Origin of the sequence: uncultured Aliiroseovarius sp. (assembly GCF_947497285.1) — a bacterium.
GTDB lineage: Bacteria > Pseudomonadota > Alphaproteobacteria > Rhodobacterales > Rhodobacteraceae > Aliiroseovarius.
Genome location: NZ_CANMFT010000010.1, coordinates 42,435 through 56,474, shown reverse-complemented (window position 1 = coordinate 56,474; position 14,040 = coordinate 42,435). Strand labels below are relative to the sequence as shown.

Annotated in this window: 9 protein-coding genes; 7 read left to right on the top strand and 2 right to left on the bottom strand. The window is 58.6% G+C overall.

Annotated elements, in window-relative coordinates; genetic code table 11:
* Positions 1-8 precede the first annotated feature (8 nt).
* Positions 9-1,838, top strand: a complete 1,830-nt coding sequence (locus Q0864_RS15770) for a Na/Pi symporter (RefSeq protein WP_298571655.1) — start codon at positions 9-11, stop codon at positions 1,836-1,838.
* Positions 1,839-1,863: 25 nt separating this feature from the next.
* Positions 1,864-2,112, top strand: coding sequence for a hypothetical protein (locus tag Q0864_RS15765; protein WP_298571652.1), 249 nt, complete (start codon positions 1,864-1,866; stop codon positions 2,110-2,112).
* A gap of 156 nt (positions 2,113-2,268) precedes the next feature.
* Here Q0864_RS15765 and Q0864_RS15760 read toward each other — a convergent pair whose 3' ends face one another.
* Positions 2,269-4,938: a molybdopterin-dependent oxidoreductase gene (locus Q0864_RS15760; RefSeq protein WP_298571650.1), complete on the bottom strand. Its 2,670-nt coding sequence runs from the start codon at positions 4,936-4,938 to the stop codon at positions 2,269-2,271.
* A 141-nt stretch (positions 4,939-5,079) separates the two neighbouring features.
* Here Q0864_RS15760 and torR point away from each other — a divergent pair, with 141 nt between their 5' ends.
* Positions 5,080-5,784 carry a two-component system response regulator TorR gene (torR, locus tag Q0864_RS15755; RefSeq protein WP_298571648.1) on the top strand — a complete coding sequence of 235 codons (705 nt, stop codon included), beginning with the start codon at positions 5,080-5,082 and terminating at the stop codon, positions 5,782-5,784.
* Here torR and Q0864_RS15750 read toward each other — a convergent pair.
* Positions 5,757-8,579, bottom strand: coding sequence for an ATP-binding protein (locus Q0864_RS15750; RefSeq protein WP_298571646.1), 2,823 nt, complete (start codon positions 8,577-8,579; stop codon positions 5,757-5,759). The two genes, torR and Q0864_RS15750, sit on opposite strands and share 28 nt — an antisense overlap.
* Between Q0864_RS15750 and torT the strand changes: the two genes are divergently transcribed.
* The 4 genes from torT to Q0864_RS15730 all read left to right on the top strand — a co-directional run bounded on the left by torT (position 8,578) and on the right by Q0864_RS15730 (position 13,943).
* A complete protein-coding gene (gene torT / locus Q0864_RS15745) occupies positions 8,578-9,570 on the top strand; it encodes a TMAO reductase system periplasmic protein TorT (RefSeq protein ID WP_298571643.1) in 993 nt (330 codons plus the stop codon). The two genes, Q0864_RS15750 and torT, sit on opposite strands and share 2 nt — an antisense overlap.
* Positions 9,571-9,849: 279 nt before the next feature.
* Positions 9,850-11,526 (top strand): cytochrome D1 domain-containing protein, encoded by a 1,677-nt coding sequence (locus Q0864_RS15740; RefSeq protein ID WP_298571640.1) that lies wholly within the window; start codon positions 9,850-9,852, stop codon positions 11,524-11,526.
* Positions 11,527-11,630: 104 nt separating this feature from the next.
* Entirely contained in the window at positions 11,631-13,457 is a 1,827-nt protein-coding gene (locus tag Q0864_RS15735) for a NapC/NirT family cytochrome c (RefSeq protein WP_298571637.1), read from the top strand.
* A 66-nt stretch (positions 13,458-13,523) separates the two neighbouring features.
* A complete protein-coding gene (locus Q0864_RS15730) occupies positions 13,524-13,943 on the top strand; it encodes a copper-binding protein (protein ID WP_298571634.1) in 420 nt (139 codons plus the stop codon).
* Positions 13,944-14,040 lie beyond the last annotated feature (97 nt).

Sequence of the window (14,040 nt, the reverse complement as noted above, 5' to 3'; positions counted from 1 at the left end):
AGCGCATTATGAAACGATACCTTCTGCCGGTCATTGTCGCGGGGCTTATTCTGGCCTTCTGGCTGAAACCCGACATTCAGGAAATCGCCGCCGGCGTCGCCATCTTCCTGTTCGGGATGCTGATGCTTGAAGACGGGTTCAAGCTGTTTGGCGGCGGGGCGCTGGAACGCATCCTGGAACGCGCCACGCGCTCGACCCCGCGTGCACTGCTGTTTGGCATGGTTTCGACCACGCTGCTTCAGTCAAGCTCGCTTGTGTCGGTCATCACGATCTCGTTTCTCAGCGCAGGGCTGATTTCGCTGATCGGTGGCATCGGTGTGATCTTTGGCGCCAATATCGGCACCACGACAGGCGCGTGGCTGGTCGCGGGGTTTGGCCTGAAGGTCAACATCGCGTCTTATGCCATGCCCATGATCGCGCTGAGCATCGTCTTGGTGTTCCAAAAATCCAAGGCGCTGCGCGGTATCGGTTACGCCCTGGGCGGGCTTGGCTTCCTGTTTCTTGGCATCCACCACATGAAAGAGGGATTTGACGCGTTCAAGGACCAAATTGACCTGACGCGCTTCGCCCTGCCGGGTCTGGCGGGCTTGGTGGTGTATACGTTGCTGGGGGCCTCGGCGACGGTGATCATGCAATCCAGCCATGCGACCATGGTGCTGATCATCACTGCGCTGGCGGCCGGGCAAATTACCTATGAAAACGCGCTGGCGCTGGCCATTGGGGCCAATGTCGGGACCACGATCACCGCGATCATCGGATCGCTGAGCGCAAATTTTCAGGGCAAGCGGCTGGCGCTGGCGCATTTGGTGTTCAACGTGTCAACGGCAGCGGTCGCCTTGGTTTTCATTGTGCCCTTGGGGCAGATCGTCGATTGGGTCAGCCTGCAGGTCGGGATCGACGCCAACGACTTTGCCCTGAAGCTTGCTGTTTTCCACACGATTTTCAACGTGGTCGGCGTGATCTTGATGTTGCCGGTTTTGACCAAGCTGGTCGCCTTTCTTGAACGCCGGATCGTTGAACCGACCGAAGAAGTCAGCCAACCCCATTTCCTGAACGAAGCTGTCTTCGAATTCCCTCAGACCTTGGAAAGCGCGCTGCGTCAGGAGGTTCAGCACCTTTATGAAAACGCGGTCGAGTTGATTTTTCATGGCCTGAACCTGCACCGCCACGAGGTCTTTGGCGCCTCCAACGTGGCGCAAACCGTGCGCAACAGCCGTGCGCCGTTCGATTTGGACATCGAAGACGGGTATGAACGGCGGGTCAAAACCCTTTTTGCGGCCATCGTGAACTATGCCTCGCGGGCAGGTAACAAACGTTACGATCCTGATGTCTCTGAAAAGATCAACACGTTGCGCGATGTGGCAGCGGATATCGTGCAGGCGGTGAAATCGGTCAAACACCTGCGCAAGAATGTGCTGCGCTATACGACACGTCCGCAAGGCAAAGTGACAGAGCTTTACGATGGGCTGCGCACGGAATTGGCGCGTATCCTGATCGAAATTCACAAGCTTGGGGAAGTCGAACCTGACAAGCGCTCTGCCCTGTGGCTTGATCAGGAGCGGGCACAGATCGAAGAGGATGCACGGTCGACAAACCGCAACATCGACCGACTGATCCGAACCGGAGATTTGAACCCTGTCGCCGCCACGTCGTTTCTGAACGATAGCGGCTATGCCTATTCGGCCATGCGCCAATTGATCGAGGCCGCGCGGCGCTATTACATCGAACGCGACAGTGCCTTGGCAGAGGTCGAAAAGCTGCTGTCACTGGAAGACGAAGAGTTGCAAATGAAACCTGACAAGGCGACAGAGGCTGCCCCCGTTGGTGGGGAAAGTTGATGGTTGACCATAGGAGGTCCAAGTCATGGGTCTGAAAAAGCTGGCCGCCAAAGTGGCCGATTATAACGACCGGCTGGAAAGCGGAACCGCAAGCCAGATAGCGCCGGACCACGTGAAGAAAGTCCTGTCCAAGCTGCGCGAGAAAGAGGCCGAGCTTCAGGCCGAGCTTGAAAAGACTGAAAAGCCAGACAAGCAGGGGCGGTTGCTGCGCAAGCTGACGATTGCACGCGAACATATCAGCCGGGCCGAATGGTTGCTGGAGCAAGTCAGCTAAAGCGACGCGCGCCATGCGGGTGAGGTGGCGTCAGACGGGGGGTCCACCGTATTTAGTGCGCATAACCAAAGTTATGTTAAGCAAATAGAGCAACCCGCAGACGACAAAGGGCGACCAGATTGTCTGGCCGCCCTCGGTGTCGTGACTTGGGGTCGCTTAGTTCGCGTCAGCCGCGTTTGTCATCAGGTATTCCATGACAAGTTCGCGTTCGCTTTCTTCAAGACCGGCGCGTTCGAACATGGACGGCACGATGCCTTTCCATTGCTGCTGGGTATAGTGCGTCACCTCGCGCGGGGCGTGGCAGACGGTGCAGCGTTCGAAGAACATCTTCTCGCCGGGTGTCATGTCGGCATAAAGCGCTTCTGTCAGGGCTTCCAGACGCTCGGCACCAACCTTTTCATCGTCGACCGAAGCGAACTCCATGTCTTCGATAATGGCCGGTTTCTCATACGCCATGTTCGGACCTTCGGGGTCTTCACACTTGCGCATGCTGCACAGAACGGTGTTGGCGGTGGTTGCCTGCGCCAGACCGGAAGACCGCTGTGTCGAGGTCAGGAAGTTCACCAGACCCGAGTTGCAACGACCCTTGCTGTCCAGCGACGGCCAAGCCCCTTCGTAGATCGAGACCACACCCGGCATGATGTCATCGCTGACAACAGCCCCGGCAATTACCGTGCCACGGTCGTTGTAAAGCTCGACCAGGTCGCCATCTTCGATACCACGCGATGCGGCATCTTCCGAGTTGATCCGGACCGGCTCGCGACCTTGCACCTTGTAAAGGGCGCGCAGTTTTTCGGACTGGTCCATCTGGCTGTGCAGGCGGAACCATGGGTGGGGCGACACGACGTGCAACTGGCCTTCTTTGGCGTTGCCAAGATATTCGTGTTTCTCCATCCAGATCGGCATGCCGGGGCAATCGTCGATCTCCATACCGGCGATACCTTCCGAGAACATCTCGATCTTGCCGGAGTCGGTGTGCAGCGGTGTGCCTTCGGGGTCTTCGTAGAAGGCGCCGTGGCGGGTCCACTTGCGGGCCGCATCCGGAACTGGCATCCGGGCATAACCTTTTTCCCAGAACTCTTCGAACGGTGTGTGGGCTGCAGCGCCAGAGGCCTCGTAGGCAAGCTTGATGTGATACATCTTGTCTTCGCCTTCGGTGAACTGCGTCCACAGACCCAACTTGTCGGCCAAACCTTCGAAGATCTCGTAGTCCGGCAGGCTTTCACCGATCGGTTCGATCACCTTCTTCATGGCATAGACCTTGTCGTTGGAATAGGTGCCACCCGATGTGATGTCATCCTGTTCCAGCGTCGAGGACGCCGGGAAGACGATGTCGACCCAACGGGTTGCCGCTGTCCACCAGACGTCCACGCTGACGATGGTTTCGACCTTCTCAAGCGCACGGATCAGGCGGTTGGTGTCCTGCTGGTGCGACATGAAGTTGTTGCCGGCGTTGAAGATCATCTTGATGTCAGGATAGGTGTTCGTAAACCCGTTATAAAAGAACTCTTTGCCCGGGTTTTCCAGCGCCTCGGTGATCCGCGACGCGGGAACGACCTTCTTGATGAAGTTCCGACCCTGACTCATGCCGACGGGCGTGCGTGCGCCACTTTGTGGCATACCGCCGTTGCCATAGTGCCACGAGAAGCCAAGGCCCGCGCCGGGTTTGCCGATCTTGCCGGTCAGCGCCTGGAAGTTGACGATGGCCCAATAAGCCATTTCGCCGTGTTGTGCGCGCTGAATCGCCCAAGACCCTGCGATCTGGGTGGTCGAGGTGGCGAGCAGTTCGGCCAGTTCCTTGATCTTGTCTTCGTCCATGCCAGTGATGGCGGCGGCCCAAGCCGGTGTTTTCGGCGTGCCGTCGTCTTCGCCTTTCACATAGGCGATCCACTTGTCGGCACCGACCGTGTATTTGTCCATATAGGCGCGGTCTTCCAGACCGTTCTCCAGCACATGATATGCCATGCCAAGGAACAAAGCGGTGTCGGTGTTGGGCACGATTTGCAGCCATTCGGCATTCAGATAGTCGTCCGAGGCCGTGCGTTGCGGGTTGATCGAGACGAACTTGACACCTGCGTCGCGAATCTCTTCCCACGGGCCATACATGCCGTGGTCGGCCACGCGATATTCGATGCGGTTGTTTTTGATTGGGTCACAGCCAACCAGCACGAACACTTCGGTGTTGTCGCGGATGACTTCCCACGATGTCTGACCCGAATAGACTTCCATGTCACCAATCACGCGTGGCAAAAGCACCTGACCCGCACCGGCCGACCAGTCGCCAGCGGTGTTGGTGCAGCCGCCGATAAGGTTGATCAGGCGACCCTGAAGCACGTTGGGGCGGAACGAACCAGCGTTCGACCAGCCACCATAGGACGAGCTGAAGATCGCTTCGTTGCCGTGGTTGGTGGCGGTGTCGAGCAGCGCTTTGGCCGCAAGGCTCCAGGCCGTATCCCAATCGACGCGGACATATTCTTCCTTGCCACGCAGTTCGGGCTTGGTGTCGCCGGTTTCCCAACCTTCAAGGTAGGATTTACGCACCATCGGGTAGTTGATGCGCGATTTGTCATAGGTCCGGTCCAGAACGCCGTGGTTCAGCATCTCGGTGGGGCGGGCATCAATCTCCATGATGTTGTTGATGCCGACAAGTTTGCCGTCACGCACCACACCTTCGAACGGGCCGAAGTGGGTGGCGTGGAAAACGCGGTCCGTGAACGAGTTGGGGTCAAGCGCTGCAAGCGCGGTCGATCCCATAAGGGACGTAGCGCCAAACATGGCGGCGCCACCTTGCAGGAAACCGCGGCGGGTTGGGTTGGCAAATGTCATGATGTCCTCCTGACGAGTTAACTGTTCTTGCCCTCTTTCTACACCCACGATGTGAACCGGTCTTTGATCTGGGATGAACAGGCTGTTCGAGTTTGTAAAAGAATGTAAAAGGAAGAGGTGAGCAGGGAATCGAAGGGTCCAATGAGCCAGCACATCATCATCGTCGAAGACGACAGCGTCACCCGCAGGCGGTTGGCGGCATCCCTGCGCAAACAGATGTATCGTGTCAGCGAAGCCGAAGATGCCACCCAGATGGAGGAGATTTTGGCCCGTGATCCCGCCGACCTGTTGTTGGTGGACATCAACCTTGACGGCAAGGACGGGCTGACCATAACGCGCGAGCAACGGGCCAAGTCAAAGGCAGGGATCATCCTGTTGACCAGCCGGGATGACCAGATCGACAGGATCGTCGGGCTGGAAATGGGCGCGGATGATTACGTCACCAAGCCCTTCGACAAACGCGAGCTGTTCGCCCGCGTCAAGAACCTGTTGGCCCGCATAAGCGAGATCGGCAAAGCCACCGCAGACCCTGACCCCGTGTGGCGCTTTGGCCGTTGGACGCTGGACCAGATGCGCCGGCGGCTTGAGGATGACACCGGCACCATCGAACCCCTGACCCGGGCCGAGTTCGAGCTGTTGCATGCCTTCACCCGCCATCCCGGCGTGATCTTGTCACGTGACCGCCTGCTTGACCTGATCCAGCACCGCCAATGGGCGCCGGACAACCGCACCATTGACGTGTTGGTGGGTCGGTTGCGCAAGAAGATCGAGGATGATCCAACCCAGCCCAACTGGATCATCACGGTGCATGGCGAAGGCTATGTCTTTGCCTCGTCAGGGAAGTGAAGCCCGACTGATCGGGCGGCCTCCCTGAGCGTCGCGCGCGCCGGGTGGTAAGTGTCGTCCAACATGCGTTCAACGACCGCTAGATCGCCGCCATCGCGGGCGATTTGTTCGATGTCACCGAGCCGGGCACACAGCTTTTCCAGTCGGAAGTTGCTCGAGGCACCTTTCATCCGGTGCGCCAGTTTGCGAACTGTTTCGTGATCCCCTGCCCTCGCGGCATCTTTCAAGGCTGGGATCGCCTCGTCCGCCTGATGAATGTATTCAGACAGGATCGCCTCGGTCTCTTCCGCCCCCAGATCGGCGATATCCTCTTTCAGCCCGGCCAATGTGGTGTTCGCCACGGCCTCCGCGTCGATCTCTTGGACCACCAAAGGCGCGGTGCCCAACACCTCGCTGAGGATGCGGGGCGATATGGGTTTGGTCAGCACACGCTCGACCCCCAATCGCGCCCGTTCGTCGGGGGTGTCCTGTATGTTGTGGGCGGTTAGCGCGACAAGTCTGGGGGGTGTCGGCACAAGGCGCAGGATCGCCTGTGCGACCTCGGTCCCTTGCATATCGGGCAGATCCAGATCCAACAGCACGATGTCAAATTGATCCGATTTCACAGCGTCGATTGCCGCCGCTCCGGTTTCCGCATCCGTTACACGACAGCCCAGCCGCTCAAGATAGCCATGCGCCACCATGCGGTTGACCGCGTTGTCTTCGACCAGCAACACATGCTGGCCTAGCTCGGCGTGTTGGGCGATTTCGGCGGTGCGGGCCACCTGCGCCAGATCACCTTCGGGCAGGGCAACCGTCAGCGAAAACCGAGACCCCTGCCCCGGCGCGCTTTCGACGCTTAACAGCCCGCCGATGACCTCGGTCAGCCGCCGCGAGATCGACAGACCCAGCCCCATGCCCTGAATGTCGGCCCGCTGCCCCGGATCGACGCGCCCATAGGCGTCAAAGATATAGTCCATATCCTTGGCAGCGATGCCGATCCCGGTGTCTGCCACCGCAAAGGTGATCACATGCCGTCCCTGATCGCTGTCAAAAACATGGTCGATGATCAGATCGACACGACCCGTGTCGGTGTATTTGGTGGCGTTCGACAGCAGGTTAACGACGACCTGCCGGATCTTGGCAACGTCCCCGAACAGGGCGATCGGTAAATCCGGCGGCGCGCTGATTTCAAAGTCCAGCCTGCGAGCCTTGGCGCTGACGCTGAGATAGGTGGCCAGATGGCCGACCAGATCACGGGTGTCAAAATGCACGGGCGCCGCGCGCAGCTTGCCCCGTTCGGTGCTGGCGTAGTCCAGCAAGTCATTGGTCAGACCCAACAGATGCTCCGCCGAGGCGCGCGCGGTCACCAAACGTTTGCGATCATCCGCGCCGGACAGTTCGCCCTCCAACAGTCGCAGCATCCCGATGATGCCATTCAACGGCGTGCGGATTTCATGGCTCATCATCGCCAGAAATTCGGATTTTGCCCGGTTCGCAGCCTCGGATTCGGCGCGGGCCGCGTCGTGGGCCTTCATCTCGGTGACGATATCGCCGGTGCGCTGCAACACGGTTTCTTCAAGCTCGTCACGCAGGTTTCGCGCCTTCAGGGCGCGGGTGCGCAGGATGCGAAGCGCCTTTTCCATCTCGCCGATTTCATCCCCTCCGCTGACGGGAATGGCGTGGTCGAAATCCTCATGCGCCAAGGCCTCGATATGCTCGGCAACCCCGCGCAGTCGCCCAACCACCTTGCGGCGGGCGAATTGCCAGCTGACAAAGCCCGCCCCGGTCGTCAGGCCCAACAACAGCGCCAGACCCGCGACAATTCTGCGCCCCAAGGTCTGCGTCCTGGTCTGGGATTGTTCGGCATGGGCTTGCAAGCGGGTGAACTGGGTTTCAGAAAACCCTGTCAAGGCAAGCACATCGTCGCGGATGCCGGATAGTATGTCCGCCATCGTGTAGCCTTCTGCCAGCCATTCGGCCTGCAGGCTATAGACCCCATCGCTGGCAAGTTCGCCTGCAAGCTGATCCAAAAGCGTGGCCGCGCGTGTTTGGGCCGCTGCGGATTGCAGATAGCTCAATCGCCGCTGCGCAAATGCAAGCTCGTCGCGTGCCTGCGCGCGCGCCTCTTCAAGCTGCGCCAGATCGGACGCACCTGCGACTTGCAGCAACAAGCCCCCCGCGGTGTCGATCGAGCGTCCAAGCTCGACCTGCCGGTCATAGGCAAAGAAATCCCGGTCGGCCAAACCGTCCAGCCGGTCGCGGGCATCTGCGCCGCTTTGGGTATACAAATCAGCGATCGTTGCCGTGACACGGACGCGCGCGATGTCCAGTTGGCTGGCCAGAATGTCTTGCATTTCGGTCAGCCTGTCCGAGATGTCAACAATCTGCTGCTGAAGAACCTGGCGCTGCATCAACCGGCTTTCGGCCCCCGTGGCCAGACGCGTCACCGCGTTTTGCAGCCTGTTCAGAACCGCCATGCCATCGTCGCCCTTGGGAAACAGCCCAAGTCGCTCCAGCTCTTGCAAATCTGTCTGCAGGTTGTCCATTTCGGTTCTGAGCGACTGCACAAGCGATTGCAGGTCGGGCAGATTGCCGACTTCGGAGAAGGATGGCGCCAGCGCGGCAACAAAGACGCTTTCTTCCGAAATCTTTCGGGCCAGCGCGGCAGCGGGCAGGTTGTCCTGTATCAAGGCGCGCTGCTGCCCTGCCAGATACCAGATGGATGCAAGCGCTGTGACGCTGACAAGCACGGACAGGCTCACAATGAATGTGAAAACCCTGAGCAATTGTTTATCAAAACCGACCTGCCGCATGATGCGACGGTATGGTGTATTGCGCGCGATCGCAATCACCGTGCTGGGCCTGTCTGGTGCGAGTGTCGCACTGCCCTCAATGCAAGCACAGGCGCAGGAGGGCGCGCAGACAATTTGTGTCGTGGTGCCGCATTTCAAGGATGAATACTGGCTTAGCGTGGGTTATGGATTGCAAGAGGAGGCCACTGAAGAAGGGGCCACCTTGTTGTTTTATGAATCCGGTGGCTATCACGCCCTGCAACGTCAGGTTTCGCTGATGCAGACCTGTCTTGCGAAAGGCGCGGACGCGATCTTGCTGGGCGCGGTGTCTGCGGATGCGCCTGCCCTTCTGGGGGCTGTCGAAGAAGCGTCTGCTGAGGTGCCCATACTGGCACTGGTGAACGAGCTTCATGCCCCGCAGCTTGTGGCCTCGATCGGGGTGGATTGGCGCGAAATGGGCAAGGCGGTCGGACGGTTTGTCGCCGAGCGCCACCCCGAAGGGACCAAGACGATGCGGGTCGGCTTTGTCACCGGACCAGAAGATTCCGGGTGGTCACCCCTTTTGGAAGGCGGCCTGCGCGTCGGTTTGCAAGGCTCGTCCGCAAAGATCGTGGCCGTCAGGCGCGCGGACACCGGGTTGCGTGAACAACTGCGTGAGGTCGAAGACCTGCTGACCACCCAGCCGGATCTGGATTATCTGATCGGCAGCGCCCCGGCAATCGAAGGCGCTATGGGGTTGGCCGAGCGTCTCGGCCGCCCGTTTCCAAAGATGATCGCAACCTATATCAGCCACTCGGTTCGGCGGGGTCTGCAAAGCGGTAAAGTCATGGCGGTTCCGTTTGATGATCCGGTCGCCCAAGGTCGGCTTGGCATACGGGCGGCGTTGGCCGCAATGGGCAGCGAAAGCATTGCAGACATGGCAGGACCGTCGATCGTGCTGATGGACACACAGCACCCGGACGTGGCCGCGATCCCACTGTCGCCGGCGTCCCTTGTTCTGGCGATCGAGTAGCGACCTGCCCGCGTTGTCCGGCCTGTCACACCTGACAGATTCGGACGCGGACAGCCAACGCGCCACAGCTCAAATTGATTCCCCGGAAACGGTCTTTTTGCGCCTCATTTCCAAGATTGGTACAGTTGCTGCGTGTTAGAAGCAAACTAATAACCCCTGCGATCACGTTGTTTTTCACGCCCGCTCTCTTTTTCGTGAGCTTCGTTGACATATGTCAAGACGCGCGGCGCCCGTTGCCTCCATCTTCACCTTGCCTCACCAAGCAAATGGAGAGTGATCATGTCACTTGGAACCACCCAAAAGAATATCCGCAGCTCGCTAGGGATTGGCTTAGCCATGATGCTCGGCAGCGTCGCTCTGCCAGCAATGGCTGAAGGTCCGACCCTCAGCGAAGAAGCATTTGATGCTTCGAAGCAACTTTATTTTGAACAATGTGCCGGTTGTCACGGCGTGCTCCGTAAGGGCGCGACAGGCAAAAGCCTTGAGCCGGTTGTGAAAACCACTGCCGACGATGGCACGGTAACAGAAAGCGGCACGCTTAAACTCGGCCAGGAACGTCTTGAAAAGATTATTACCTGGGGCACCGAAGGCGGTATGAACAACTTCTCGGACATCATGACCGAGCAGCAGATCAAAGACATGGCGACCTATATCCAAATGGATCCGCCCAAGCCGCCAGAAATGTCGCTGGCTCAGATGAAAGAGACCCGCAAGGTCTATGTCGAAGAAGCCGACTACCCGACCGAGCCGCTTCATGGCCGCAACTGGGAAAACTTCTTCGTCGTCATCGAACGTGACGCTGGTAAAGTTGCCATCGTTGACGGTGACACCAAAGAGGTGCTGACACACATCCCGACCGGCTATGCCGTGCACGTGATCAAAGCGTCAGAGCACCACAAGATCACCGAACCCGAACAGCCCGGCCGCTTCTGGTACACGATGGGCCGCGACGGCAAGATGACCAAGATCGACCTGTGGCAAACACCGGACAAGATGTTGGTTTCCGAAGTCAAAGTTGCCTATGACGCACGTGACGTTGCCGTATCCGGCGATGGTAAATACGTCATCGGTGGCGGCTACTGGCCTCCGCACTTCGTGATCGCGGATGCTGTGACCATGGAACCGCTGAAGGTCGTATCGACCCGCGGCGTGAACGTGGACGGCGACTATGTGGAAGAAGCCCGTGTGGCAGCCATCTACACCACGCCCAATGAAACCAGCTGGCTGGTTGCAGTGAAAGAGCTGGGGCAGATGTGGCAGGTTGACTACTCCGACCTGGAAAACCTGCGGATCGACAAGATCGACTCGGCCAAGTTCCTGCACGATGGGTTCTTTGATCCGACCGGTCGCTACTTCCAGATCGCGGCGAACGCCTCGAACAAAATGGTTGTTGTCGACACCAAGGAACGCAAGCTGGAAGCCATGATCGACGTTGCGGCCCTGCCGCACCCCGGTCCCGGCGCCAACTGGGACGATCCGAACTGTGGCCCGGTTGCAGGCACCACCCACCTGGGTATCGGTACTGTGACGGTTTGGGGCAACGACCCCGAAGGTCACCCGGATAACGCCTGGAAAACCTGCTACGAAGTCGAAACTGACGGCGCTGGCCTGTTTGTCCGGACCCACCCGAACTCCAAGTATGTTTGGGCGGATCAGACAAAACACCCCGAGCCTGAAATTCAGCAATCTGTTCAGGTCATCTCGAAAGAGACAGGTGAAATCGTGAAAACGATCCAGCTGACAGAACAAGAAGGCCACGCCGCTGTGCACTTCGAGTTCAACGCAGACGGCACCGAAGTTTGGGTGTCGAACTGGAACCTGGCGGACTCGCTTGAGCCGAACGGTGAGATCGTGATCTACGACGCCGAAACGCTGGAAGAAAAAGCCCGCGTGAAGGGACTGTTTGCCCCGACCGGCAAGTTCAACGTCTACAACCGTTCGAACCACGTCACCTAAGGGTGAGTTGAAAAAGAACCCAAAGGGGCGGGCCAAGCGCCCGCCCCTTTTCTACTTACTGGTCTGAATACGGACCAATCACGAAGCCAGAACGGAGCCTGGACATGTCCCAGACCAACGGTAGCGACCCGAAAAAGCCAATCTGGCGCCGGTATTTCCTGTGGGGAATGCCGCTTGCCGGTATCGCGGGCGTCTTTGTCGCCGGCATTATCTTCTGGGGTGGTTTCAACACCGCCATGGAAGCCACGAACACCAAAGATTTCTGTATTTCCTGTCACGAGATGGAAGATTTCGTCTATCAGGAATACAAGGGCACGATCCACGACGTGAACCGCTCGGGCGTCGGTGCGGTCTGTTCCGACTGTCACGTTCCGAAGGACTGGACCCACAAGATGATCCGCAAGGTCAAAGCCTCGAAAGAGCTTTGGGGCAAGCTGGTCGGAACCATCAACACAGAAGAGAAGTTTGAAGCCAAGCGTCTGCATCTGGCGATGAACGAATGGGAACGGATGAAAAACTCCGACAGCCGCGAATGTCGCAACTGTCACAACTTCCAATCCATGATGCCCGAGTTTCAGGCCCCCCGCGCCCGTCAGCAGCACTTGAACGCGATGGAAACCGGTCAGACCTGTATCGACTGCCACAAGGGCATCGCGCACTCGGACCTGCGTGACCGCGCGGACGAGGAATATCTGGAAGCGCTGGAAGCGCCGAACCCGAAATTCATTCGTGAAGTTCCGCAAGCCTATCTGGAAAGCCTTGCCCGTATCGAAGCCCAGGAAGCCGAAGAAGACGCAGCGCGCAAAGCTGAATCTGACGCGGCTCAGGCCCGTGTGATGGCAGCGGTTGAAGCCGCCCGCACAGACGAACGCGCCAAGGTCGAAGCCGAAATGGCTGGCACCGCGACGGATGCGCCTGCCGGTGGTGACGCTGGTGGTGCAAGTGCCGGTGGCACGGTTGGCGCCAATGTCGATTGGGACGCTGTCGCCTCGACCGATATGACGCTGTTCTATCCGGGCCAAGCTTCATTCGAATGGGTGCAAAACGGCAAGACCCACGGCGGCGCACGTCCGCTGACCAAGGGTGGCGACGCATGCTCGACCTGCCACGCGAAAGAACTGGAAGCCATTGGCGACAAGATCGTCGCTGGCGGTGGCGGCAAGAACGACGAGCTGGAACCGACCCCGATCCCCGGTAAGCGCGGCACGATCGCTGCATCGCTGAAGGCAGCCTATGACGATGAAAACGTCTATTTCCGCCTGCAGTGGATGGATGCCGGTCACACCCCTGCCCCGTTTGTTGACGGCGGCAAGATGGACCCGGACAACCAGATCAAGGTTGGCATGATGATCACCGGCACAGGGATCGAAATGGGTGAGCAAGTGGGCTGCTGGGCAACCTGCCACGCCGACAACACCTATATGCCCTTCGATCCGGGTGCGGATGCGATTGCCGCCAGCGGTGACATCGCCACGCAGCTTCAGGCCGACAAAACAATCACCAAGTATCTGGCCGAAAGCCGGACAGATATCGAGCTGAAAGGCCGTGGCGACAAGCCATTGGGTGGTTGGGACAAGGTCAAAGATCAGGCTGAAATCGACCAGCTTCTGGCCGATGGCACCTTTATGGATCTGATGCGGGTCTATGCAGATGGCACAGCCGAAAACGGCTATCTTTTGCAAAACCGCACGGTGAACGAAGGTGAAATGGCCGCCGAAGCCAATCTGGGTGCAGATGGCACTTGGACCGTCACGTTCTCGCGGCCTCTGGCAGGTGGCGAAGGTGATGTCGCACTGGAAGCAGGCAAGATCTATACGGTCGGGTTTGCGATCCATGATGACTTCACAGCGGCGCGTTTCCACCATGTAACGCTGAATACCAGCCTTGCACTGGACAATGCAGAAGCTGCGATTAACGTGGTCAAGCAATAAAAAAACTAAGCTGCGGCCGGCCCCAACCGGCCGCAGCCATTTGACGAGGTTCAGAAAGGAACGCTGATGAAACGCACACTCGCCGCTTTTGCCCTGTCCTCGACTGCCGTGCTTTGCGCGGCTTTTCCCGTTCTGGCCGATGACGACAAGACCGCGGCCATCTGCGCCGAAGCTGAAGATCGTTATGTCGAGCTGTTCGGCCACCCCTCTGATCAGGAAGAGGGCGTCGTGGTCGTCAAGATGTATAAGTATAACTTCTGCCCTGGTGAACTGGTCGTGCCCGTCGGCACCACGGTGCGTTGGGTCAATGTGGACAAGCGCACCAGCCACAGCGTGATCGTTCCCAACGAACCCGAAAGCGACCGCGCTTTCCCGGAAGAGACGATCGAATACACCTTTCTGACCGTAGGCGACCAGGAATACCTTTGTGGACCCCATTGGGAAACACAAAATATGATTGGTATGGTCACGGTTACGTCAAAATAACCCTTTGATTAGAAGCACTTGAAATTATTCACGTGTTAAGGTGCGCCGAAATCGGCGCGCCTTGCTTTATATCAAGGAAGGGCATGGCTGGGCGGGC